Genomic DNA, 23,523 nt, shown 5'->3' with positions numbered 1-23,523 from the left:
GCGGCAACGGCAGCACGGCCCCGGCAGCCGGCAACACCCCCGCCGGCCTCGGATCGCTTCGTTCATTCACTGTTCGCTTGTGATCTGATTCGATGACTGTCAATATTGATGAGTGCCGAATCAGTCAGGCGTAACAGCTAGCCCGGACGCGTGTTGCGGGCCGAGAGCGCTACTGCGGGAACCACTCTCGGCGGTGGAAGCCACCGACATGGCGGTCAAGCTCAAGGCTCTGGCTGACCCTGTCCGACTCCAGCTGTTCTCCGCCATCGCCAGCCACGAAGGCGGCGAGGCTTGCGTCTGCGACATCTCCGACGGGGTCGCGGTATCGCAGCCGACCGTGTCCCATCACCTCAAAGTCCTGCGTGACGCCGGCCTGCTCACTTCGCAGCGCCGCGCGTCCTGGGTCTACTACGCCGTCGTCCCCGAGGCACTGGCCAGCCTCGGTGTGCTACTTGGTGCCGATATCCGAATGGGAGTCACCGCATGACCGACACCGCCAGCGCCTCACCCGCGGTCGTAGGCAAGCTGTCCACCCTGGACCGGTTCCTCCCGGTTTGGATCGGCGCGGCGATGGTCGCCGGCCTGCTGTTGGGCCGCTGGATTCCTGGCCTGAACACAGCGCTGGAAAAGGTCCAGGTCGACGGCATTTCACTGCCGATCGCGCTCGGCCTGCTGATCATGATGTACCCGGTGCTGGCCAAGGTCCGCTACGACCGCCTCGACACCGTCACCGGCGACCGCAAACTACTGCTGTCCTCATTGATCTTGAACTGGGTGCTGGGGCCGGCACTGATGTTCGCGCTGGCATGGCTGCTGTTACCGGATCTGCCCGAATACCGGACGGGCCTGATCATTGTCGGCCTGGCTCGCTGCATCGCGATGGTGATCATCTGGAACGATCTGGCCTGTGGGGACCGCGAGGCCGCCGCGGTTCTGGTTGCGTTGAACTCCATCTTCCAGGTCGTCATGTTCGCAGTCCTGGGCTGGTTCTACTTGTCGGTGCTGCCAGGCTGGCTTGGCCTGCCCCAGACCACCATCACTACTTCACCCTGGCAGATCGCCAAATCGGTGATCATCTTCCTCGGCATCCCCCTGCTGGCGGGCTATCTTTCCCGGCGTCTGGGCGAGAAGGCCAAAGGCCGCGACTGGTACGAGGCGAAGTTTTTACCTCGCGTTGGGCCGTGGGCGCTCTACGGCCTGTTGTTCACCATCGTCATTCTCTTTGCCCTGCAGGGCGATCAGATCACCAGCCGCCCCCTCGACGTGGTACGCATCGCACTGCCCCTGTTGGCGTACTTCGCGATCATGTGGGGTGGAGGCTATCTGCTGGGCACCCTGCTCGACCTGGGCTACGAACGCACCACCACCCTGGCCTTCACTGCCGCGGGCAACAACTTCGAACTCGCCATCGCCGTCGCGATCGCCACCTACGGCGCCACGTCCGGCCAAGCCCTGGCCGGAGTCGTCGGCCCACTGATCGAAGTGCCGGTCCTGGTCGCGCTGGTCTATGTCTCGCTGGCCTTGCGTAAGCGCTTTGGCCACCACACTTCTCAGCACCTACCCATCGACTCAGCAACGAGAACAAAACACACTTCATGACCGAGATCCCTGTCGCCCAGCGAATGCCGCAAACCCCGGACCGATGAGATTGCGCAGGCCACTCACCTAGTCGTCATCCGGCGATCTCGACGTCACCATCACCGGCCAACCGCCGAGAGCATCAGGAGAGACATCCGTGACCGACACCACCCCTACCGTGCTGTTCGTCTGCGTGCACAACAGCGGGAAATCTGTAATGGCCCAGGCACTGATGCGCCACGCTTCCGGCGAGCGCATCACTGCCAATTCGGCAGGCACCGACGCGACGCCGGGGGTCAATGCCCAATCGGTTCAGGCGCTCGCCGAGGTGGGCATCGACATCGGAGCCCACATCGCGACACAGCTGACCGACGACATGGTTGCTGCGGCCGATCGGGTCGTTGTGTTGGGTACCCAGGCCCACGTTGAGCCCGTCGATGGCACGCCAGTGGAAGTCTGGGACACCGACGAACCGTCCCTGCGCGGCATCGAGGGCATCGAGCGAATGCGGTTGATCCGCGACGACATCGCCGAACGGGTCACCGACTTGACCAACCGATTGACGGCACACATGTCAGCCCGCTAGCACGACCCGACACCGATGTGACGCCACGCCAACGGCGGCGCGGCGCGTTGATTTCTGCCCACCCCTGTTCTCCTGCAAGGAGTTTCTCCGATGGCAACTCGTCATATCGTCGCGGTCGGCGGCAGCGATGCCGGCATCTCCGCAGCCCTGCGTATCCGTGAACTCGACCCTGCAACCGAGGTGACCGTCGTGGTCGCCGATGCCTACCCGAACTTCTCCATCTGCGGCATCCCCTACTACGTCTCCGGTGAGGTCGCCCACTGGACCAACCTGGCCCACCGCACCGCCGCCGACCTGGCAGCCACCGGCATGCGCGTTCTGACCGACACCCGAGCCATCCGGATCGATGTCGATGCTCATGCCCTGGACGTCCTAGGACCCGATGGCAGCCCCAATCAACTGAGCTATGACGCCATCGTCGTCGGTACCGGCGCTGTGAGCGCCCGCCCACCCATCACGGGGCTCACGGGGCCCGACGCCCTCGGCGGCGACGACGGCGTGCATCTGTTGCATTCCATGGGCGACACCTTCGCCGTGATGGATTCACTGCAGCAACGCAATCCGGCCACTGCCGTCATAATCGGCGCCGGTTATATCGGCCTGGAAATGGCGGAAGCCCTCACTATGCGCGGCATCGCCGTCACTGAGATCGAAGCGCTGCCCGAGGTGCTGCCGACGGTAGACCCCGAACTCGGCTGGCTGGTCCATGGCGAACTGGAACGCAACGGCGTGGAAGTGCTTACCAACACCGCCGTCACTGCCATCAGCCGGAGTGACAACGGAGCGATCACGGTCACTGCCAATCGCAATGGCGAACCCGTGATGCGCACAGTTGATTTCGTTCTCGTCGTGGTGGGCGTGCGCCCCGACACCGACCTGGCCACCGACGCCGGAGCCGAACTCGGCGTCAAAGGTGCCATCGCGGTCGATGACACAATGCGCACCAGCCTGCCCGACGTCTTCGCCGCCGGTGACTGCGTCCACACCCACCATCGGCAGCTCGGCCTCACTTGGCTGCCACTCGGCACCACCGCACACAAGCAGGGCAGAGTCGCCGGCGAGAATGCCATCGGCGGCGATGTGCACTTCGCCGGCAGTCTCGGCACGCAGGTCGTCAAAATCTTCGACTTGGTCGCCGCTCGCACGGGCCTGCGCGAGCACGAGGCGCATGCGGCACAACGAGGTTGGGCACCCGTCAGCACCACCGCCACTCCAGATGACCATAAGGCGTACTACCCCGGCGCGACACCCATCCACATCCGCATCACCGGCGACGTCGCCACCGGCCAACTACTCGGCGCACAGCTCATCGGCCACCGCAGCGCCGAAGTCTCCAAACGCGTCGACACCTACGCCACCGCGCTCTTCCACAACATGACCGTCGAGGCGCTCAGTGAGCTGGACCTCTCCTACACCCCACCGCTGGGCTCACCCTGGGACGCCACCCAAATGGCCGCCCAAGCCTGGGTACGCGAGCACCGACTCATGCGCCAGCAGGGCCTCACGCGCTCGTAGGCTGACGCGGGGCTGCTGATATCTGATCAGAGTTCGAGTCCGTGATCCGAGCTCCGGTGTTGCCTTCGGCTGATGGCGCGTTCCTGGCTTCACCGATGCTGTGATCGTGTTCTTGTCTCGCGGTATCCCAGGCCCGACAACTCTCGCCGCGGTCGTGGGCGGTCATTGCCCGCTCGTCGGTCGCGAGTTCCTGGCCAGGGTCTTTCTTGGTGGGCGCGGACGGTATCGAACCGCCGACCGCTGGTGTGTAAAACCAGAGCTCTACCACTGAGCTACGCGCCCGTGCCCGGGCAGGTTACACGGCGGGCGGCGGTGCAGGGAAATTCTGGTCAGGCGCCCACGGCGGCCAGTGCCTCGACCCACACTGCCTGGTCGCGGGCCTCGCCGGGTTGCTTGCACTCAGCGAACCGGACGATCCCGGACCGGTCGATCACGAAGGTGCCGCGATTGGAGATACCGGCGTCGTCGTTGAACACCCCGTACGCCTGGGCGACCGCGCCGTGCGGCCAGAAGTCGGACAGCACGGGGAACAGGAATCCGCTCTGGGTGGCCCAGACCTTGTGCGTGGGCGGCGGCCCGACGGAGATCGCCAGCGTGGCGGTGTCGTCGTTCTCGAACTCGGGCAGGTGATCGCGAACGTAGTCGAGCTCGCCCTGGCAGATCCCGGTGAACGCCAGCGGGAAGAACACCAGCAGCACGTTCTTGGCGCCCTGGAAGGCGCTCAGCGTGACGGGCTGGCCGTTCTGGTCTTTGAGCGTGAAGTCAGGAGCAGGTGAGCCGACCCCCACCGTCACGAGTGTCTCCCGGCCGCCTTCGACTTCGGCTGCACCAACCGGCTGGCGCTCCAGTCGCCCAGATTGGCCGACGAGGTCTGCATCAGTCCGGCCGTCGGCGCGGACTCGGCGATCTCCGCGGGCAGCACGTGGCCGGGTTTACCGGTCTTGGGCGTGAGCACCCAGATGATGCCGTCGTCGGCCAGCGGAGCGATCGCGTCCATCAGCCGATCCACCAGGTCACCATCCCCGTCGCGCCACCACAGCAGCACCACGTCGACGACCTCGTCGGCATCCTCGTCGAGCAGTTCAGAGCCACTGGCGTCCTCGACGTCGGCGCGGATGTCGTCGTCGGTGTCCTCGTCCCAGCCCAGCTCCTGCACGACCTGATCTTTTTGGATGCCCAGCTTCTGGGCGTAGCTCGGGGGGCCACCCTCCGCGACCACCGTCGGAACCTCCTTCACATCGGGGTCGGCTGTCTAGGCCCTATCGTCGCACGACACGAGCAAATACTCGCCGTGCGGTGCGGATCAATACGTCGCGTCGCACAGGCTCAGCGCATTCGACCTGGTGTCGTTGAGATCCTGAATGGTCTGGTTGAACTCCCCCGGACCTGCGTGTCCGATGATTGCCCTGGCCGTGGCGCGGGCAACGTCGACCCAGTCGGAGAACGCGGTCTTCAGCTCGTCCGGGATCCCGTCGGTGATGCTGGCGGCGACGGCATCGGCGCTCTTGTTCAGCGAATCGACCGCAGGCCCCTCGGTGGCCGACACATCCGGGGTGTTCTGGTTGAACGCGCTGACGTAGGCGTTGATCGCGGTGATCGCGTCGGCGCTGGAGGTCGACAGCGTCTCGCAGGTGTCGTGGATGGCCTGCGTGGTCAGCGACGCCTGCCGCTCGGACTCCCGGGCGCTGGAGGAGGCCGCCGACTCCGAGATCGACACCGACATCGAGGTCCGGTAGGCGGGTGCGTCAGCGGCGTTGACGCCGGCCCGGCCCCCGGTGACGGAGGTGCAGCCGACCACCCCCGCGATCACCGCCGCGGCGCTGCCGACCAGCAGACCGCCGATCCGCAGCCCGCGAGCACTTCTGATCAGCACAGCTGTGGAGGTTACCGGGTAACCGCCCGACACGGCTCGGTGCCAGAAATTCACCGATCGCGCGACGGTGACTACTCGTGGGTACGGCCCGAGTGCGGCACGATAGGGGGCAGATGGTGCAAAACCTGCACCAGCTACTAAGGAGCTGAAGTTGACCACCGAGTTCGCGCGCCACGATCTGGCCCAAAACTCAAGCAGCCCAAGTGATTCCGATCGAGTACGGGTGATCCGCGAAGGAGTGGCGTCGTATCTGCCCGATATCGACGCCGACGAGACCGCGGAGTGGCTGGAGTCGTTCGACGAACTTTTGGCCCGCTCAGGCCCGGCCCGGGCGCGCTACCTGATGCTGCGCCTGCTGGAGCGCGCCGGCGAGCAGCGCGTCGCGATCCCGGCACTGACTTCGACCGACTACGTCAACACCATCCCCACCGAACTGGAGCCCTGGTTCCCCGGTGACGAGGACGTCGAGCGCCGCTACCGCGCCTGGATCAGGTGGAACGCCGCGATCATGGTGCACCGCGCGCAACGCCCCGGCGTCGGCGTCGGCGGCCACATCTCCACCTACGCCTCCTCGGCCGCGATGTACGAGGTCGGCTTCAACCACTTCTTCCGCGGCAAGGCCCACCCGGGTGGCGGTGACCAGGTCTTCATCCAGGGCCACGCCTCCCCGGGCATCTACGCCCGCGCGTTCCTCGAGGGCCGGCTGACCGCCGACCAGCTGGACGGCTTCCGCCAGGAGCACAGCCATCCCGGCGGCGGCCTGCCGTCCTACCCGCACCCGCGGCTGATGCCCGATTTCTGGGAATTCCCGACGGTGTCGATGGGCCTGGGCCCGATGAACGCGATCTATCAGGCCCGGTTCAACCACTACCTGCACGACCGCGGCCTCAAGGACACCTCCGATCAGCACGTCTGGGCGTTCCTCGGCGACGGCGAGATGGACGAGCCGGAAAGCCGCGGGCTGATCCAGGTGGCCGCCAACGAGGCGCTGGACAACCTGACCTTTGTGATCAACTGCAACCTGCAGCGCCTCGACGGCCCGGTGCGTGGCAACGGCAAGATCATCCAGGAACTGGAGTCCTTCTTCCGCGGCGCGGGCTGGAACGTCATCAAGGTGGTGTGGGGCCGCGAATGGGACGCCCTGCTGCACGCCGACAAGGACGGCGCGCTGGTGAACCTGATGAACACCACCCCCGACGGCGACTTCCAGACCTACAAGGCCAACGACGGCGCCTACGTGCGCGACCACTTCTTCGGCCGTGATCCGCGCACCAAGGCGCTGGTGGCCAACATGTCCGACGCCGAGATCTGGAACCTCAAGCGCGGCGGCCACGACTACCGCAAGGTGTATGCCGCCTACCGCGCGGCGATGGAGCACAAGGGCCAGCCGACGGTGATCCTGGCCAAGACCATCAAGGGGTACTCCCTCGGCGCCCACTTCCAGGGCCGCAACGCCACCCACCAGATGAAAAAGCTTGCACTGCAAGACCTCAAGGACTTCCGCGACGCCATCCGGATCCCGGTGTCCGACGCCCAGCTCGAAGAGAATCCGTACCTGCCGCCGTACTACCACCCCGGTCCGGAGGCACCCGAGATCCGCTACCTGATCGACCGGCGCCGCGCGCTCGGCGGCTTCCTGCCCGAGCGGCGCACCAAGTCCAAGGCGCTGACACTGCCGCCCCGCGACGTGTACAAGCCGCTGAAGAAGGGCTCCGGCCAGCAGCACGTGGCGACCACCATGGCGATGGTCCGCACGTTCAAGGAACTGTTGCGGGACAAGAACATCGGGCACCGGATCGTGCCGATCATCCCCGACGAGGCACGCACCTTCGGCATGGACTCGTGGTTCCCGAGCCTGAAGATCTACAACCGCAACGGCCAGCTCTACACCGCCGTGGACGCCGAACTGATGCTGGCCTACAAGGAGAGCGAAGTCGGCCAGATCCTGCACGAGGGCATCAACGAGGCCGGCTCGACCGCGTCGTTCACCGCGGTGGGCACCTCGTACTCGACGCACAACGAGCCGATGATCCCGATCTACATCTTCTATTCGATGTTCGGGTTCCAGCGCACCGGCGACGGCTTGTGGGCGGCCGCCGACCAGATGGCCCGTGGCTTCGTACTCGGTGCCACGGCCGGCCGCACCACGCTGACCGGCGAGGGCTTGCAGCACGCCGACGGGCATTCCCTGCTGCTGGCCTCGACCAACCCCGCAGTGGTGGCCTACGACCCGGCGTTCGCCTACGAGATCGCCTACATCGTGGAAAGCGGACTGTCGCGGATGTACGGCGAGGACCCGGAGAACGTCTACTTCTACATCACGATCTACAACGAGCCCTACGTCCAGCCGGCCGAACCGGAGGGCTTCGACCCCGAAGGCCTGCTGCGGGGCATGTACCGGTATCGGGCGGCCGGCCAGAAGCGGACCAACGTCGCGCAGATCCTGGCCTCGGGCGTGGCGATGCCCGAGGCCCTGCGGGCCGCCGACCTGCTGGCCGAGCGCTGGGACGTGGCCGCCGACGTCTGGTCGGTGACCAGCTGGGGAGAGCTCAACCGCGACGGCGTCGAGGTGGAGAAGGAACTACTGCGCCACCCCGACCGGCCGGCCCGGACGCCGTATGTGACGCAGGCGCTCGCCAACACCGCGGGCCCGGCCGTCGCGGTCTCGGACTGGATGCGCGCGGTGCCCGAGCAGATCCGCCCGTGGGTGCCCAACACCTACGTCACGCTGGGCACCGACGGGTTCGGCTTCTCCGACACCCGGCCCGCGGCGCGGCGCTACTTCAACACCGACGCCGAGTCGGTGGTGGTCGCGGTGCTCGAGGCGCTGGCCCGCGACGGCGAGATCGACCCGTCGGTGGCGATCGCGGCGGCCCGGGAGTACCAGATCGACGACGTGATGGCCGCACCCGAGCAGACGTCGGACCCTGGCGTCGCCTAGGGTCTGCGACGGCGTTTTGGCGAGATCATCCAAAAACGGGCGTAGCTTTTAGGGGTGAGTGACAACGCTCCCCCCGATTCGGCGCGCTCTCCGCTGGAGCTGCTCGACAACGTTCCGGAATCGACACTGCGCCGACTCAAACAGCACTCGGGCCGGCTGGCCACCCAGGCGGTGCAGGCCATGCACGAACGACTGCCGTTCTTCGGCGAGCTGGAGGCCTCCCAGCGGGCCAGCGTCCAACTCGTGCTGCAGACCGCGGTGGTCAACTTCGCCGAATGGGTGCGCAACCCGCTCAGCAACGTCGGCTACACGGCCGAGGCGTTCGCGCTGGTGCCTCAGGAGCTGACCCGCCGCATCGCGCTGGCGCAGACCGTCGACATGGTGCGCGTGAGCATGGAGTACTTCGAGGCGGCCGTGCCCGCCCTGGGCCGCAACGAGGAGCAGCGCGTCGCGCTGTCGGTCGGCATCCTGCGCTACAGCCGCGACCTGGCGTTCGCCGCGGCGTCCTCCTATGCCGACGCCGCCGAGGCGCGCGGATCCTGGGACAGCCGCATCGAGGCCAGCGTCGTCGATGCGGTCGTGCGCGGTGACACCGGCCCGGAGCTGCTGTCCCGCGCGGCGGCGCTGAACTGGGACACCACCGCCCCGGCCACCGTCGTCGTCGGCACCCCGCCGGAGGGCCGGGAGGATCTTGCCGGCGAGGACGTCCGCGAGATCGCCACCCGGCACGGCCGCTCAGCGCTGGCCGACGTGCACGGCACCTGGCTCATCGGCATCATCTCCGGCCCGCTCGCCCCCACCGACAAGTTCTTCAACGACCTGATCAACGCCTTCGCCGACAGTCCCGTCGTGATCGGGCCGACCGCACCGATGCTGACCGCGGCCCACCACAGCGCCACCGAGGCGATCTCGGGGATGAACGCCGTCGTCGGCTGGACCGGCGCCCCGCGGCCCGTGCTGGCCCGAGAGTTGTTGCCCGAGCGCGCACTTCTGGGCGACACCTCGGCGATCACCGCGCTGCACACCGAGATCATGCGACCGCTCGCCGACGCCGGGCCGGCGCTCACCGAGACCCTGGACGCCTACCTCGACAGCGGTGGCGCCATCGAAGCTTGCGCCAGGAAATTGTTCGTTCATCCAAATACGGTCCGCTACCGACTGCGGCGGATCGCCGACTTCACCGGCCGCGATGCCACCCTGCCCCGCGACGCCTACGTGCTGCGGGTGGCCTCGACCGTGGCCCGGCTCGGCTACCCTGCGCCGGGCAATACCACGGCAAACGGTTCTGTTGCCCAGCTCACACCGCCACTGACCGGTACCGCGGGGGTCAATTAGGCCCGCTACCAGATTGCGGCACGGTATCGATGAAGTCGCATCACATGCACTTTTGTGGAGACTCCACAAAAACCTAAGACAAGGTTCATAATCTCTTACACCGTGCAAATCCCGTTTCACAATGTTTTCTTAATGAGTGTCCTCTCAACCCGTGATCGCCGTGCTGGCTCCTGGCCAGGGCTCGCAGACGCCCGGCATGCTCGCCGAATGGCTGGAGCTGCCCGGCGCCGCTGAGCAGATCGCGACCTGGTCCGCGATCGCCGGCCTGGACCTGGCCCGGTTGGGCACCACCGCGACCGCTGACGAGATCACCGACACCGCGGTCACCCAGCCGCTGGTGGTGGCGGCCACCCTGCTGGCCAACGCCGAACTGGTCAAGCGCGGCCTGCTCGCCGACAGGAAGACCGTCGTGGCCGGCCACTCGGTCGGCGAGATCGCCGCCTATGCCATCGCCGGCGTCATCTCCGCCGACGACGCGGTGAAACTGGCCGCCGTCCGCGGCGCCGAGATGGCCAAGGCCTGCGCCGTCGAGCCGACCGGCATGTCGGCGATCCTGGGCGGCGACGAGACCGAGGTGCTCGCCCGCCTGGACGCTTTGGACCTGATCCCCGCCAACCGCAATGCCGCCGGCCAGATCGTGGCCGCCGGAGCGGTCGCGGCGCTGGAGAAGCTGGCCGAAGACCCGCCGGCCAAGGCCCGGGTCCGTCCGCTGGCCACCGCAGGCGCCTTCCACACCCGCTACATGGCCTCCGCGCTCGACGGGTACTCCCGGGCGGCCGCCGAGGTGTCCACGAGCGAGCCGACCACCACGCTGCTGAGCAACGCCGACGGCCGGCCGGTATCTTCTGCGGCGGACGCGATGGAGAAGCTCGTCGCCCAATTGACCCGCCCGGTGCGCTGGGATCTGTGCACCGAGACCATGCGGACGCTCTTTGAGAACACAGAGGGCAGCGCGATCGTCGAGTTCCCGCCCGCGGGCACTCTGGCCGGAATCGCCAAACGAGAACTTCGGGGAGTCGCCAACCGTGCGATCAAGACCCCCGCAGATCTGGATGGACTCGCCGAGCTCTGATCGGCGACGTCCCGCCAGGACAACCACATATCACACGTAACACCCAGTAACACAACCAATTACGAAGGAGCCACTGTGCCCGCCTCTCAGGAAGAAATCATCGCCGGTCTCGCCGAGATCATCGAGGAAGTCACCGGCATCGAGCCGTCCGAGGTCACCCCGGAGAAGTCGTTCGTCGACGACCTGGACATCGACTCGCTGTCGATGGTCGAGATCGCGGTGCAGACCGAGGACAAGTACGGCGTGAAGATCCCCGACGAGGACCTCGCCGGCCTGCGCACCGTGGGTGACGTCGTCTCCTACATCCAGAAGCTCGAGGAAGAGAACCCCGAGGCTGCTGCCGCCCTGCGCGAGAAGTTCGCAGCGGAATGACCAGACCTTCCACTGCTAACGGCGGTTTCCCCAGCGTCGTGGTGACCGCTGTCACCGCGACAACCTCGATTGCGGGCGACATTGAGAGCACGTGGAAGGGTTTGTTGGCCGGGGAGAGCGGCATTCGCGTTCTCGAGGACGACTTCGTCACCAAGTGGGATCTGCCGGTTCGCATCGGTGGACACCTGAAGGATCCGGTCGACGACCACATGGGTCGGCTGGACTTCCGCCGGATGTCCTACGTCCAGCGGATGGCGAAGTTCGTCAGCGCGCACCTGTGGGAGTCCGCGGGCAAGCCCGAGGTCGACCCGGACCGCTTCTCGGTGGTCATCGGTACCGGTCTGGGTGGCGGCGAGAAGATCGTCGAAACCTACGACCTGATGAACGAGGGCGGCCCCCGCAAGGTCTCGCCGCTCGCCGTTCAGATGATCATGCCGAACGGTGCCGCCGCGGTCGTCGGGCTCGAGCTCGGCGCCCGCGCCGGGGTCATCACCCCGGTCTCGGCCTGTTCGTCGGGTTCGGAGGCCATCGCCCACGCGTGGCGCCAGATCGTCATGGGTGACGCGGACTTCGCCGTCTGCGGCGGCGTCGAAGGCGGGATCGAGGCGCTGCCGATCGCGGCGTTCTCGATGATGCGCGCGATGTCCACCCGCAACGACGATCCGGAGGGCGCATCGCGTCCGTTCGACAAGGACCGCGATGGATTCGTGTTCGGCGAGGCCGGCGCGATGATGATCATCGAGACCGAGGAGCACGCCCTGGCCCGTGGCGCCAAGCCGCTGGCCCGCCTGATGGGTGCCGGCATCACGTCGGACGCCTTCCACATGGTGGCTCCCGCGGCCGACGGTCTGCGGGCCGGTCACGCGATGAAGCGTGCGATGGAGACGGCCGGCTTGTCCGCCAAGGACATTCAGCACGTCAACGCCCACGCCACGTCGACGTCGATCGGTGACACCGCCGAGGCCAACGCCATCCGGGTCGCCGGAGTGGAGCACGCCGCGGTGTACGCACCGAAGTCGGCGCTGGGTCACTCGATCGGTGCGGTCGGTGCGCTGGAGTCGATCCTCACGGTGCTGACCCTGCGCGACGGTGTCATCCCGCCCACACTGAACTACGAGACACCGGATCCGGAGATCGACCTGGATGTCGTGGCGGGTGAACCCCGGTACGGCGACTACCAGTACGCGATCAACAACTCCTTCGGATTTGGAGGGCACAACGTAGCGCTGGCGTTCGGACGCTACTGACCGTTCCGGGGGGAAAGGACAAGCAAGAAGCAATGGCAGGGTTGACACGTTTGACGCGTCTGTCAACGGGGAACGGCTTCCCCAACGTGGTCGTCACCGGAGTTGCGATGACGACCGCCCTGGCATCCGATGCCGACAGCACCTGGAAACGGCTGTTGGACGGGCAGAGCGGCATTCGTCTTCTCGACGACGAGTTCGTCGAGAAGTACGACTTGCCGGTCCGCATCGGCGGACACCTCGTGGAGACCTTCGACGGTGAGCTGACCCGGGTCGAACTTCGACGGCTGTCGTACTTGCAGAAGATGTCCACCGTGCTGTCCCGGCGGGTCTGGCAAAACGCCGGCTCACCGGAGGTCGATGCCAAGCGGCTGATGGTGTCGCTGGGCACCGGAATGGGCTCCACCGAGGAATTGGTGTACGCCTACGACGGAATGCGCGCCAAGGGGCTGCGAGCGGTCTCGCCGCTGGCAGTGCAGATGTACATGCCCAACGCCGCGGCGGCGGCCGTCGGACTCGAGCTCAAGGCGAAGGCCGGGGTCATCACCCCGGTCTCGGCTTGCGCCTCGGGTTCGGAGGCCATCGCCCAGGCGTGGCGCCAGATCGTCCTCGGCGAAGCCGACATCGCGGTGTGTGGTGGCGTCGAGACCAAGATCGAGGCGGTGCCGATCGCAGGCTTCGCACAGATGCGAATTGTCTTGTCCACCACCAACGATGACCCGCCCGGCGCCTGCAGGCCGTTCGACAAGGACCGTAACGGGTTCGTCTTCGGCGAGGGCGGTGCGCTGATGGTCATCGAGACCGAGGAGCACGCCAAGGCTCGCGGGGCCACCATCCTGGCGCGCATCATGGGAGCCGGCATCACCTCGGACGGGTACCACATCGTGGCTCCCGACCCCAACGGTGAGCAGGCAGGCCACGCAATCACCCGCGCGATCGAGCTCGCGGGTCTGGCGCCCGGCGACATCGATCACATCAATGCTCACGCGACCGGTACCCAGGTCGGTGACGTCGCCGAGGGTAAGGCGATCAACAATGCGCTCGGCACTCATCGGCCGGCGGTCTATGCGCCCAAATCGGCGCTGGGCCACTCGGTGGGTGCCGTCGGCGCGGTGGAGTCGATCCTCACCGTGTTGGCGCTGCGGGACGGCGTCGTGCCGCCCACGCTCAACCTGCGCAACCTCGATCCGGAGATCGATCTGGACGTGGTGGCCGGCGAACCCCGGCCAGGCAACTACCAGTACGCGATCAACAACTCGTTCGGATTCGGTGGTCACAACGTGGCGATCGCCTTCGGAAAGTACTGAACCCGAAGCGATTCCGGTGCCCGTGCACACAATGGAGGTTTAGATGACTGCTATCGCCCCTGAGACTGTCGGCGAATCGCTCGACCCTCGTGACCCGCTGCTGCGACTGTCCACGTTCTTCGATGACGGCAGCGTGCAGCTGCTGCACGAGCGGGACAAGTCCGGTGTGCTGGCCGCCGCTGGGACCGTCAACGGCGTGCGCACCATCGCCTTCTGCACCGACGGCACCGTCATGGGCGGCGCCATGGGCGTGGAGGGCTGTCAGCACATCGTCGACGCCTACGACACCGCCATCGAGGAGCAGAGCCCGATCGTGGGCATCTGGCACTCCGGCGGCGCGCGGCTGGCCGAGGGTGTGCGTGCGCTGCACGCCGTGGGCCTGGTCTTCGAGGCCATGATCCGCGCGTCGGGTTACATCCCGCAGATCTCGGTCGTGGTCGGCTTCGCCGCCGGCGGCGCCGCCTACGGGCCTGCCCTGACCGACATCGTGATCATGGCCCAGGAGGGCCGGGTCTTCGTCACCGGCCCCGACGTGGTGCGCAGCGTGACCGGCGAGGACGTCGACATGGCCTCCCTCGGCGGCCCCGACACCCACCACAAGAAGTCCGGCGTGTGCCACATCGTCGCCGACTCCGAACTCGACGCCTACGAGCGCGGCCGCCGGCTGGTCGGATTGTTCTCCCAGCAGGGTCATTTCGACCGCAGCAAGGCCGAGGCCGGGGACTCCGACCTGCACGCGCTGCTGCCGGAATCGGCCCGCCGCGCGTACGACGTGCACCCGCTGGTCGAGGCGCTGCTCGATGCGGACACCCCGTTCGAAGAGTTCCAGGGCAAGTGGGCGCCGTCGATCGTGGTCGGCCTGGGCCGGTTGTCCGGGCGCACCGTCGGGGTGATCGCCAACAATCCGCTGCGCCTGGGCGGCTGCCTGAACTCCGAAAGCGCGGAGAAATCCGCACGTTTCGTGCGGCTGTGCGATGCCTTCGGCATCCCGCTGGTGGTCGTGGTCGACGTGCCCGGCTATCTGCCCGGTGTCGACCAGGAGTGGGGCGGGGTCGTGCGCCGCGGCGCCAAGCTGCTGCACGCCTTCGGTGAGGCGACGGTGCCGCGGGTCACGCTGGTCACCCGAAAGATCTACGGCGGGGCTTACATCGCGATGAACTCGCGGTCACTGGGCGCCACCAAGGTGTTCGCGTGGCCGGACGCCGAGGTCGCGGTGATGGGCGCCAAGGCTGCCGTGGGCATCCTGCACAAGAAGAAGCTGGCCGCCGCTGCCGATCACGAGCGCGACGCGCTGCACGAGGAGCTGGCCGCCGAGCACGAGCGGATCGCCGGCGGTGTGGACAGTGCGGTCGAGATCGGCGTGGTCGACGAGAAGATCGACCCGGCGCATACCCGCAGCAAGCTGACGCAGGCGCTCGCCGAGGCGCCGGCCCGGCGCGGACGGCACAAGAACATCCCGCTGTAATTACGCGCGCAAGCGCTGGGCGTCGAGCCCGGGCGGAACGCCGAAAAGGCGCCGGTACTCGCGGGTGAATTGCGACGGGCTGTCATAGCCGACGCGATGCCCCACCCCCGCGATGTCGCCGGGAGCGGTGATCAGCATCGAACGCGCCTCCTGCAGTCGGATGCGTTTCTGAAACTGCAAGGGGCTCATCGCTGTCACGGTCCGGAAGTGCCGGTGGAACGTCGACGGACTCATGCCCGCCACCTGGGCCAGCTCCTCGATGCGCATCGGCTCGGCATAGTTCTGCCGTATCCAGCCGATGGCCCGACTGACATAGGACAGATTGCTATCTGTCCTACCGATCTGCCGCACCGTGTCGCCGTGCGGTCCGGCCAGTAACCGCCAGACGATCTCGCGTTCGATCAGCGGTGCCAGAATCACTGCATCTGAGGGCGTGTCGAGCAGCCGTACCAACCGGATCACCGCGTCGAGCACATCGGCGTCGGCCTCGGTGGTGAACATCGCCGCACTCCCCTCGCCCCGCGTCGTCCGCACGCCAGGCGCCTGCAGCATCAGCTCGGCCACCACGGCCGGTCGAAGCGCCAGCGCCATGCCCAGCGACGGCAGCCCGTCGCCGCAGTCGATGAAATGGCCCGTGACAGGCAGGTCCGCCGTCACGACGAGGCACTGCCCCGCCCGGTACTCGTAGCAATCGTCTCCGAGTTGGAGCCGCTTGCCACCCTGGGCCATCACCACGACGAGCGGTTCGGTCAGCGAGTAATCGGGGACCCCAGAGGCCACCTCCTTCGACAGCATCAGACCGTCGATCGATGTCTGCATATCGGGTCGGGCGTGCGCGGCAATCAGTCCACCCAGTTCGGCCAACTGCCGATGCCGCGAATCCATAGACCGATCCCACCAAGAATGATCGGATTGTGCAAGAGGTAGCTAGCATTGTTCTACCGTTGAACTCGTCATTCGCCTTGGATGGGTATATCAAATACCACTCCAAAGGAGCGATTCATGCCACTCGATCACTACCTCACCCTGGGCCGCTCCGGCCTGCGGGTCAGTCCGTTCGCCCTGGGCGCGATGACGTTCGGCGAAGACGCCGGCGGTGCCGGGTCCAGCGTCGAGGAGTCCGAGCGGATCCTCGACACCTACCTGGACCGCGGCGGCAATTTCGTCGACACCGCCAACTTCTACACCAACGGCCACTCCGAGAAGATCCTCGGCGACTGGTTCGCCGCCCGGCCCGGCCGGCGCGACCGGGTGGTGCTGGCGTCGAAGTTCTTCGCCAACCTGCACCCCGGCGATCCCAACGGCGGCGGCGCCGGCCGCAGCGCGATCCTCGGCCAGCTGCGAGACACGTTGCGCCGCTTGCAGACCGACTATCTGGACGTCTACTGGCTGCACAACTGGGACCGCAACACGCCCATCGACGAGACCCTGCGCACCCTCGACGACCTGGTGCGCGCGGGCACCATCCGCTACATCGGGTTCTCGAACACGCCGGCTTGGGTGACCGCCCAGGCGCAGACCATGGCCGTGTTGCGCGGCTGGACGCCACTGGTCGCACTGCAGGTCGAGTATTCGCTGTTGTCGCGCACCGTCGAGGGCGAGCTGGCGCCACTGGCACTCGACCAGGGCATGGCGCTGGTCCCCTGGAGCCCGCTGAAGAACGGGTTCCTGTCCGGCAAATACCGTCGTGGCGGCGCCGTCGACGACTCGGTGCGCGCCGGCTACGTCGGAGGCCCCAGCGACGAGGAGTTCCTGGTCATCGACGCCGTCACCGCGATCGCCGACGAGGTCGGCACCACGCCGGCCGCGGTCGCGTTGGCGTGGCTGCGGGAGCGCGAGGGCACGGTCGTGCCGATCCTGGGGGCGCGGCGCATCGCCCACCTCGAGGACAACCTCGCCGCCGCGGACGTCACACTCCCGGCCGAAGCACTGCGGGTGCTCGACGATGTGTCGGCCCCGACGCTGAACTATCCGGCCGACGTGAACGGAACCACCCGCTCGATGCTGCAGTTCGCCGGCACCACCGTGGACGGTGAGCCGTCCACGGTCTATCCCCCGCTTCTGCAAAGCGCGGTCCGCTACTGAGTCAGGCGCGGGCCAGTAGGTCGCCGGCCACCGCCAGCACCCGGTCCCGGTCGGTCTCGACCAAGCCGATCCGCGTACGCCGATCCACGATGTCGTCGGCGGTCAGCGCACCCTCGTGGGTGACCGCGAACTCGAATTCCGCGCGGGTGACGTCGATGCCGTCGGCCACCGGATCGGTCGGCCGGTCGCAGCGGGCCGAGGCGATCACGTTCGGCGATTCGGCGCCGTAGCGGGCGACCAGGGAACCGGGCAGCTCGCTCGTCGTCCGCAGCGTCGCCACCGGATTGGCGGGCGCGCCGACCAGCGGCAGATTGCGGGTCCGACACGGCTGGGCGGTGATCGCCCGGGCGGCCAGCGCGCGGTCGAGGGCGTCTTGCGCCATGTGCCGGTATTCGGTGAGCTTGCCGCCGACGATGCTGAACACCCCGGACTCCGATTCGATGACGGCATGCTCTCGGGACAGGTCCGACGTCCGGCCGGTGCCGGTGTCGATCAGCGGACGCAGGCCCGCGTAGGCGCCCCTGATGTCGCCGCGGCCCAGCGCGGTGCCGAGCGCGGTGTTGACGGTGTCCAGCAGAAAGCTCGTCTCGGCCGAAGTCGGTTCGGGCACATCGGGAATCGGACCCGGGGCATCCTCGTCGGTGAGCCCGAGATAGACGCGGCCGAGCTGTTCGGGCATCGCGAACACGAACCGGTTGACCTCGCCTGGAATCGGAATGGTCAGCGCCGCAGTGGGATTGCCGAAGGACGCGGCATCGAACACCAGGTGGGTGCCTCGGCTGGGGCGCAGCTTGATCGCGGGATCCACCGCTCCGGCCCACACCCCGGTCGCGTTGATCACCACCCGGGCGGCGACGTCCAGTGTCTCGCCGGTGAGTTCGTCGAGCAGCCGGACCGAGGTCCCGGTCGCGGACTGCGCGGACACCCGGGTCAGGATGCGCGCGCCGTGCTGGGCGGCGGTGCGCGCGACGGCGACCACCAGCCTGGCGTCGTCGATCAGCTGACCGTCGTAGGCCAGCAGGCCGCCGTCGAGACCCTCACGACGCACCGTCGGTGCCATCGCCACGGCCTGGGGCACGCCGATCCGCCGTGATCGGGGCAGGGTCGACGCCTTGGTGCCGGCCAGGATCCGCAGCGCATCGCCGGCGACGAAACCGGTTCGCACCAGCGCTCGTTGGGCCCGGCTCATCGACGGCAGCAACGGCACCAACTGCGCCATCGCGTGCACCAGATGGGGGGCGTTGCGGGTCATCAGGATGCCGCGTTCGACGGCGCTGCGGCGTGCGATGCCGACGTTGCCGGTGGCCAGATAGCGCAGGCCGCCGTGGACGAGTTTGGAACTCCATCGGCTGGTGCCGAAGGCCAGGTCGTGCTTTTCCACCAGCAGCACCGACAGGCCGCGGCTGGCGGCGTCCAGGGCGATGCCGGTGCCGGTGATACCGCCGCCGATGACGACGACGTCGACACGGCCGTCGTCGCCGAGGTCGGCGAGGTCGGTGGTCCGCCGGGCGGCGTTCAGCGCGGTGAGGTCACTCATGGGGCGAGGTATCCGTTCAGGGCATGCGCCAGTTCGGCGCTCAGGGCGTCGCCGTCGAGGATGGGTTCGACGGCTTGGGCGGACTGGATCGCCGACTGTCCGATGAGCAGAACCATCGCGGACATCTGGCGGACGTCGCCGGCGCGCACACTGCCGTCGGCCTGGGCGGCCCGCAGTGCGTCGACGAACAGATCGATCAGGATCTGCTGGCTGGTGCCGAGGCGTCCGGCGATGTAAACCATGGCCAGCTCGGGGGCTGAGCGCAGCACCGAGGTGATGAGGTCGTCGTCGCGTAGGCGGCGGGCGACCTCGACGATCCGGTCGACGAGGGCGGCGCGACCCGGTCCGGCCGCGGGAACCGCACGCCAGGTGCCGGTGATCCGGTCGGTGAGCAGCGCGGCCAGGATCGCCGGCGTGTCCGGCCAGCGGCGATACACCGTGGGCCGGCTCACGCCCGCGCGCCGCGCGATCTCGGCCAGCGTGACCCGCTCGACGCCGAAGTCGCGGACACAGCTGGCCGCGGCGGCCATGATCCGGTCGCCGATGTCCACCGATTCATCGTTACTGATTGACAGCATCTGTAATACTGTAACGCATGAGCGACGACGCCCGCACCCTGTTTCCCCCGATGGCCTGGAATGCCTGGGGTGACCCCGAGGCCGCCAAGCCCCTCTCCGACGGCATCCGGGCCCTGCTCGAGCAGGCGCTCGGCGTCACGGCCGGCGAGATTCCCGCACCGTCGATCGACGAGGTGCAGGTGCGCCCGTCGACACTGGCCGACGTCCATCGCGACGCACTCGCCGAATTCGTCGGCGCCGACTACGTCCACACCGACGACCGGGGCCGGCTGTTGTACGCCGGCGGCAAGTCCACCCTGGATCTGTTGCGCCGCAAGCAATCCCATCAGGATGCCCCGGATGCGGTGCTGCTGCCCGGCAATGAGGACGAGATCGCGACGGTGCTGCGGTACTGCTCGCAGCACGGGATCGCCGTCGTTCCCTTCGGCGGCGGCACCAGTGTCGTCGGCGGTCTCGACCCGATCCGAGGCGACTTCGCCGCGGTGATCTCGCTGGATCTGCGTCGGCTCGACGCCCTGCATTCGCTGGACGAGATCTCCATGCAGGCCGAGCTCGGCGCCGGCGTGACCGGCCCGGATGCCGAGCGCCTGCTCGGCGAACGCGGCTTCTCGCTGGGGCACTTCCCGCAGAGCTTCCGGTTCGCCACCATCGGCGGGTACGCGGCCACCCGCTCCTCGGGGCAGGACTCCGCGGGGTATGGCCGGTTCAACGACATGATCCGGGGCCTCACGGTCATCACTCCGGTCGGCGTCCTCGACCTCGGCCGGGCGCCGGAGACCGCGGCCGGGCCCGATCTGCGCGAACTGTTCTCCGGATCCGAGGGGGTCTTCGGCGTCATCACCCGGGTTCGGCTCCGGGTGCACCCGGTTCCGGAAACCACCCGCTATGAGGCCTGGTCATTCCCCGACTTCGCCACCGGCGCGGCCGCGTTGCGTGCCGTCACCCAGATCGGCACCGGACCCACCGTGCTGCGGTTGTCCGACGAGGCCGAGACCGGCGTGAACCTGGCGACCACCGGCAGCATCGGCGAGCAGAGCATCACCGGCGGCTGCCTGGCGCTGACGTTGTTCGAGGGCAGCGCGGCACACACCGAGAGCCGGCACGCCGAGACCCGGGCGATCATGGCGGCCCAGGGCGGCACGTCGCTGGGTGAGGCGCCGGCCCGGGCCTGGGAGCACGGCCGTTTCGATGCGCCTTATCTGCGGGACTCGCTGCTGGCCGCGGGTGCACTGTGCGAGACATTGGAGACGGCAACCACCTGGGCCAACCTGGAGACGCTGAAGACCGCGGTCACCGAGGCGCTGACCTCGTCTCTGGCCGAAAGCGGCACACCAGCGCTGGTGATGTGCCACATTTCGCATGTGTATCCCACCGGGGCTTCGCTGTACTTCACCGTGGTGGCCGGGCAGCGCGGCGACGTCGCCGCCCAGTGGATGGCCGCCAAAGTCGCTGCCTCCGATGCCATTTCGCGTACCGGTGGCACGATCACCCACCATCACGCGGTCGGGGCGGACCATCGGCCGTGGCTGGGTGCGGAGATCGGCGAGCTCGGCGTGAAGGTGCTGCGGGCGGTCAAGCAAGCCGTCGACCCGGCGGGAATCCTGAACCCGGGCAAGCTGATTCCATGATCTCCCAGGTCACCGTCCTGACGAATCCGAAGTCGGGTCACGGCAACGCGCCGCACGCCGGCGAGCGGGCGGTGGCCCGGTTCCAGGAACTCGGCATCAACGTGACCGGGATCGTCGGCCGCGACGCCGCCCACGCCCGTGAGCTGGTCGACGACGCGCTGACCCGCCCGACCGACGCGCTGGTCGTGGTGGGTGGTGACGGGGTGATCCGGCTGGCCCTGCAGGCGTTGGCGCGCACCGACATTCCCCTGGGCATCGTGCCCGCCGGCACCGGCAACGACCATGCCCGCGAATACCGGCTGCCGACCGCCGATCCGGTGGCCGCTGTCGACGTGATCGCCGCGGGGCACACCGAGACCGTCGACCTCGGTTTGATCAAGGGCGCCGACGGGTCCAGCACCTGGTTCGGGACGGTGGCCGCGACAGGGTTCGACTCACTGGTCAGCGACCGGGTCAACCGGATGAGCTGGCCGCACGGCCGGATGCGGTACAACGTCGCCCTGGTGGCCGAGATCTCGCAGTTGCGCCCCTTGCCGTTTCGGCTGGTGCTCGACGGCGAGCGCGAGATCGTCACCGACCTCACGCTCGCGGCGTTCGGCAACACCCGCAGCTACGGAGGCGGCATGCTGATCTGCCCGGGAGCCAATCATTCCGATGGGCTGCTCGACGTCACGATGGTGCGCTCGTCATCCCGTACCAAGCTGATCCGGTTGTTCCCGACGGTATTCAAGGGCACGCACGTCAACCTCGACGAGGTGAGCACCGAGCGGGCCCGCACGATCACCGTCGACTCCCCCGGCATCAACGCCTACGCCGACGGTGATTACGTGTGCCCGCTGCCGGCCGAGATCTCGGCGGTTCCTGGCGCGTTGAAGATCATCGTTCCGGAATCGGCTTAGCGCTCCAGCGCCCTGGCGCAGCCGTCGAGGATGGCGGTGAAGTTCCACGGCAGCAGTCGCGAGGTCAGAGCTTCCGTCGCCTTGCCGCCACCGCGGGCCGGGTGAGTGTAGGAGCTCACCCAGTCGACGTGGGTGGCGTCGCCCTGCGGGGTGAACGTCAGGGTGCCACCTTCGTGGTCGAACGCCGGAACCGATTTCACGATCAGATAGCTGTAGCTGTGCGGCGGATCGTAGGCAGTGATCTCCTCGCGGAACCACAGTCCGATCGCGAATCCGGTCCGCATGGCCCCCAGCCCCGCAGGGGCCGGTGAATCCTTCGCCCAGCCGGCCGTGACGATCAGCGGTGCGGCCTTGAGGTTGGCGGGGTCGGCCAGCCACGCGAAGACCTGGTCGGGCGGCGCGAAGATTGTCTTCTCCACATGGATCTGGACCATGGCTTCAGGCTAGGCGCGATCACTCGCAGGGGTTCGTCGACTCGGCGAGTTCTGTCGGACCCCGGTGGCATACTCGAACACGTGTTCGACGGTGGGTTGGGTGGATCGGGTGACGCGGCGGTAGTCGCCGCGATCACCGACTCAGCCCGCCAGGAGGCCCAGGCCGCCGCCCGCCGACTGGCCGCGATCGCCGAACTCGTCGCCCGCCGCTGCCCCGACGACGAGCGCGCCCACTGGGCCTGCGACGACTGGGACGCCGCCGCAGCCGAAGTATCCGCAGCCCTGGGCATCACCCACGGCCGCGCCAGCGCCGAGATGCTGATGGCGATGTCGCTGCGCCACCGCCTGCCCCGAGTCGCCGCCCTGTTCACCGAAGGCGCTCTGAGCTACCGGGTGTGCCAGGCCATCGTCGACCGCACCTACCTCGTCCAAGACCACGCCGTGCTCGCCGTCCTCGACCGCGCGATCGCCGACGACGCGCTCACCTGGGGACCGATGTCCGCCCTCAAACTGCAACGCGCCATCGACGCCTGGGTCGACCGCTACGACCCCGGCGCGCTGCGCCGCACCCAATCCCGCCTGCGCGACCGCGATATCGTCCTCGACCTACCCAACGCCCACGGCGGGGTCGCCGACATCCGCGGATCGCTGCTGGTCACCGACGCCGCCGCCCTCGACCGACGCCTGAGCGCCATGGCACACGCCGTCTGCGACGACGATCCCCGCACCCTCGGCCAACGCCGCTCCGACGCCCTAGGCGCCCTGGGCGCCGGCTCCGAGCACCTGGCCTGCACCTGCGACAACCCCGACTGCCCCGCCACCGCACCCGACGCCCGCGCGGCCACCGTCGTGGTGCACGTGCTGACCGACGCCGACACCGACGACCCGGTGCGCGAGTCCCGCGCCGGTGGCGTGCTGACCGGCACCCGCGGCATCGTGCCCGCCCCCCTGCTGACCAACCTCATCACCACCGGCGCCACCATCCGACCACTACGCCGCCCCAGCAACCAACCCGAACCCGGCTACCGGCCCTCCACCGCCCTGGACGACTTCATCCGCATGCGCGACCTCACC

The 23,523-nt window shown here is 67.9% G+C and carries 21 protein-coding genes, 1 tRNA gene and 1 pseudogene; 15 read left to right on the top strand and 8 right to left on the bottom strand.

Annotation, left to right across the window (positions count from 1 at the left end):
• The first annotated feature begins 112 nt into the window (after positions 1 to 112).
• From MSZK_RS19095 to MSZK_RS19080, 4 genes and pseudogenes are all read left to right on the top strand, one after another.
• Positions 113 to 487, top strand: coding sequence for a metalloregulator ArsR/SmtB family transcription factor (locus MSZK_RS19095; protein ID WP_099250266.1), 375 nt, complete (start codon positions 113 to 115; stop codon positions 485 to 487).
• A pseudogene (gene arsB, locus MSZK_RS19090) lies at positions 484 to 1,606 on the top strand (ACR3 family arsenite efflux transporter); the annotation flags it as partial. The gene MSZK_RS19095 and the pseudogene arsB, both read left to right, overlap by 4 nt.
• Before the next feature lie 129 nt (positions 1,607 to 1,735).
• Positions 1,736 to 2,164, top strand: coding sequence for a low molecular weight phosphatase family protein (locus MSZK_RS19085; RefSeq protein ID WP_099250264.1), 429 nt, complete (start codon positions 1,736 to 1,738; stop codon positions 2,162 to 2,164).
• Positions 2,165 to 2,254: 90 nt separating this feature from the next.
• A complete protein-coding gene (locus tag MSZK_RS19080) occupies positions 2,255 to 3,679 on the top strand; it encodes an FAD-dependent oxidoreductase (RefSeq protein WP_099250263.1) in 1,425 nt (474 codons plus the stop codon).
• A gap of 207 nt (positions 3,680 to 3,886) precedes the next feature.
• Here MSZK_RS19080 and MSZK_RS19075 read toward each other — a convergent pair.
• The 4 genes from MSZK_RS19075 to MSZK_RS19060 form a co-directional block, all read right to left on the bottom strand.
• Positions 3,887 to 3,961: transfer RNA gene (locus MSZK_RS19075), tRNA-Val, on the bottom strand.
• Positions 3,962 to 4,008: 47 nt separating this feature from the next.
• Positions 4,009 to 4,467, bottom strand: a complete 459-nt coding sequence (locus MSZK_RS19070; protein ID WP_099250278.1) for a peroxiredoxin — start codon at positions 4,465 to 4,467, stop codon at positions 4,009 to 4,011.
• 2 nt (positions 4,468 to 4,469) lie between these two features.
• Positions 4,470 to 4,898 (bottom strand): DUF3052 domain-containing protein, encoded by a 429-nt coding sequence (locus tag MSZK_RS19065; protein ID WP_099250279.1) that lies wholly within the window; start codon positions 4,896 to 4,898, stop codon positions 4,470 to 4,472.
• An 84-nt stretch (positions 4,899 to 4,982) separates the two neighbouring features.
• Positions 4,983 to 5,552 (bottom strand): hypothetical protein, encoded by a 570-nt coding sequence (locus MSZK_RS19060; RefSeq protein ID WP_233211394.1) that lies wholly within the window; start codon positions 5,550 to 5,552, stop codon positions 4,983 to 4,985.
• 151 nt (positions 5,553 to 5,703) lie between these two features.
• On the opposite strand from MSZK_RS19060, the gene aceE reads away from it, so the two are divergent.
• From aceE to MSZK_RS19025, 7 genes are all read left to right on the top strand, one after another.
• Positions 5,704 to 8,493 carry a pyruvate dehydrogenase (acetyl-transferring), homodimeric type gene (gene aceE / locus MSZK_RS19055; RefSeq protein ID WP_099250261.1) on the top strand — a complete coding sequence of 930 codons (2,790 nt, stop codon included), beginning with the start codon at positions 5,704 to 5,706 and terminating at the stop codon, positions 8,491 to 8,493.
• Positions 8,494 to 8,547: 54 nt separating this feature from the next.
• Complete coding sequence (locus MSZK_RS19050) at positions 8,548 to 9,828, top strand: CdaR family transcriptional regulator (protein WP_099250260.1); 1,281 nt, start codon at positions 8,548 to 8,550, stop codon at positions 9,826 to 9,828.
• Between the two features lie 151 nt (positions 9,829 to 9,979).
• Positions 9,980 to 10,900 carry an ACP S-malonyltransferase gene (locus MSZK_RS19045; RefSeq protein ID WP_099250259.1) on the top strand — a complete coding sequence of 307 codons (921 nt, stop codon included), beginning with the start codon at positions 9,980 to 9,982 and terminating at the stop codon, positions 10,898 to 10,900.
• Positions 10,901 to 10,975: 75 nt separating this feature from the next.
• Positions 10,976 to 11,272 carry a meromycolate extension acyl carrier protein AcpM gene (gene acpM, locus MSZK_RS19040; RefSeq protein ID WP_071943413.1) on the top strand — a complete coding sequence of 99 codons (297 nt, stop codon included), beginning with the start codon at positions 10,976 to 10,978 and terminating at the stop codon, positions 11,270 to 11,272.
• Positions 11,269 to 12,519 (top strand): 3-oxoacyl-ACP synthase KasA, encoded by a 1,251-nt coding sequence (kasA, locus tag MSZK_RS19035; protein WP_099250258.1) that lies wholly within the window; start codon positions 11,269 to 11,271, stop codon positions 12,517 to 12,519. Before acpM ends, kasA begins: the two co-directional genes overlap by 4 nt.
• 32 nt (positions 12,520 to 12,551) lie before the next feature.
• Entirely contained in the window at positions 12,552 to 13,823 is a 1,272-nt protein-coding gene (kasB, locus tag MSZK_RS19030; RefSeq protein ID WP_304528959.1) for a 3-oxoacyl-ACP synthase KasB, read from the top strand.
• A 43-nt stretch (positions 13,824 to 13,866) separates the two neighbouring features.
• Complete coding sequence (locus tag MSZK_RS19025) at positions 13,867 to 15,288, top strand: acyl-CoA carboxylase subunit beta (RefSeq protein ID WP_099250256.1); 1,422 nt, start codon at positions 13,867 to 13,869, stop codon at positions 15,286 to 15,288.
• Here the strand turns inward: MSZK_RS19025 and MSZK_RS19020 are convergent, their stop codons facing one another.
• Complete coding sequence (locus tag MSZK_RS19020; protein ID WP_099250255.1) at positions 15,289 to 16,173, bottom strand: AraC family transcriptional regulator; 885 nt, start codon at positions 16,171 to 16,173, stop codon at positions 15,289 to 15,291.
• 117 nt (positions 16,174 to 16,290) lie between these two features.
• On the opposite strand from MSZK_RS19020, the gene MSZK_RS19015 reads away from it, so the two are divergent.
• Positions 16,291 to 17,373, top strand: a complete 1,083-nt coding sequence (locus MSZK_RS19015) for an aldo/keto reductase (protein ID WP_099250254.1) — start codon at positions 16,291 to 16,293, stop codon at positions 17,371 to 17,373.
• Between the two features lies 1 nt (position 17,374).
• Here MSZK_RS19015 and MSZK_RS19010 read toward each other — a convergent pair whose 3' ends face one another.
• Complete coding sequence (locus tag MSZK_RS19010; RefSeq protein WP_099250253.1) at positions 17,375 to 18,910, bottom strand: glycerol-3-phosphate dehydrogenase/oxidase; 1,536 nt, start codon at positions 18,908 to 18,910, stop codon at positions 17,375 to 17,377.
• On the bottom strand, positions 18,907 to 19,488 hold the full coding sequence (locus tag MSZK_RS19005) for a TetR/AcrR family transcriptional regulator (RefSeq protein ID WP_099250252.1): 582 nt from the start codon (positions 19,486 to 19,488) through the stop codon (positions 18,907 to 18,909). Before MSZK_RS19005 ends, MSZK_RS19010 begins: the two co-directional genes overlap by 4 nt.
• 50 nt (positions 19,489 to 19,538) lie before the next feature.
• Between MSZK_RS19005 and MSZK_RS19000 the strand changes: the two genes are divergently transcribed.
• Positions 19,539 to 21,116, top strand: a complete 1,578-nt coding sequence (locus MSZK_RS19000; protein WP_099250277.1) for an FAD-binding oxidoreductase — start codon at positions 19,539 to 19,541, stop codon at positions 21,114 to 21,116.
• Entirely contained in the window at positions 21,113 to 22,015 is a 903-nt protein-coding gene (locus MSZK_RS18995; protein WP_099250251.1) for a diacylglycerol kinase, read from the top strand. Before MSZK_RS19000 ends, MSZK_RS18995 begins: the two co-directional genes overlap by 4 nt.
• Here MSZK_RS18995 and MSZK_RS18990 read toward each other — a convergent pair.
• Complete coding sequence (locus tag MSZK_RS18990) at positions 22,012 to 22,449, bottom strand: SRPBCC family protein (RefSeq protein WP_099250250.1); 438 nt, start codon at positions 22,447 to 22,449, stop codon at positions 22,012 to 22,014. The two genes, MSZK_RS18995 and MSZK_RS18990, sit on opposite strands and share 4 nt — an antisense overlap.
• A gap of 81 nt (positions 22,450 to 22,530) precedes the next feature.
• Between MSZK_RS18990 and MSZK_RS18985 the strand changes: the two genes are divergently transcribed.
• A partial coding sequence (locus MSZK_RS18985) for a DUF222 domain-containing protein (protein ID WP_233211393.1) occupies positions 22,531 to 23,523 on the top strand: 993 nt, incomplete at its 3' end.

Source organism: Mycobacterium sp. shizuoka-1, assembly GCF_002723835.1.
Classification (GTDB): domain Bacteria; phylum Actinomycetota; class Actinomycetes; order Mycobacteriales; family Mycobacteriaceae; genus Mycobacterium.
The sequence above is the reverse complement of the archived record's forward strand: the minus strand, read 5'-3'. Positions and strand labels throughout refer to the sequence as shown.

Excerpts from the sequence above, each read along its gene's own strand:
- MSZK_RS19080 (WP_099250263.1), top strand. The coding sequence starts at position 2,255 with ATGGCAACTCGTCATATCGTCGCGGTCGGCGGCAGCGATGCCGGCATC.
- kasA (WP_099250258.1), top strand. The coding sequence starts at position 11,269 with ATGACCAGACCTTCCACTGCTAACGGCGGTTTCCCCAGCGTCGTGGTG.
- kasB (WP_304528959.1), top strand. The coding sequence starts at position 12,552 with ATGGCAGGGTTGACACGTTTGACGCGTCTGTCAACGGGGAACGGCTTC.
- MSZK_RS19025 (WP_099250256.1), top strand. The coding sequence starts at position 13,867 with ATGACTGCTATCGCCCCTGAGACTGTCGGCGAATCGCTCGACCCTCGT.
- MSZK_RS19020 (WP_099250255.1), bottom strand. The coding sequence starts at position 16,173 with ATGGATTCGCGGCATCGGCAGTTGGCCGAACTGGGTGGACTGATTGCC.
- MSZK_RS19015 (WP_099250254.1), top strand. The coding sequence starts at position 16,291 with ATGCCACTCGATCACTACCTCACCCTGGGCCGCTCCGGCCTGCGGGTC.
- MSZK_RS19010 (WP_099250253.1), bottom strand. The coding sequence starts at position 18,910 with ATGAGTGACCTCACCGCGCTGAACGCCGCCCGGCGGACCACCGACCTC.
- MSZK_RS19005 (WP_099250252.1), bottom strand. The coding sequence starts at position 19,488 with ATGCTGTCAATCAGTAACGATGAATCGGTGGACATCGGCGACCGGATC.
- MSZK_RS19000 (WP_099250277.1), top strand. The coding sequence starts at position 19,539 with ATGGCCTGGAATGCCTGGGGTGACCCCGAGGCCGCCAAGCCCCTCTCC.
- MSZK_RS18995 (WP_099250251.1), top strand. The coding sequence starts at position 21,113 with ATGATCTCCCAGGTCACCGTCCTGACGAATCCGAAGTCGGGTCACGGC.
- MSZK_RS18990 (WP_099250250.1), bottom strand. The coding sequence starts at position 22,449 with ATGGTCCAGATCCATGTGGAGAAGACAATCTTCGCGCCGCCCGACCAG.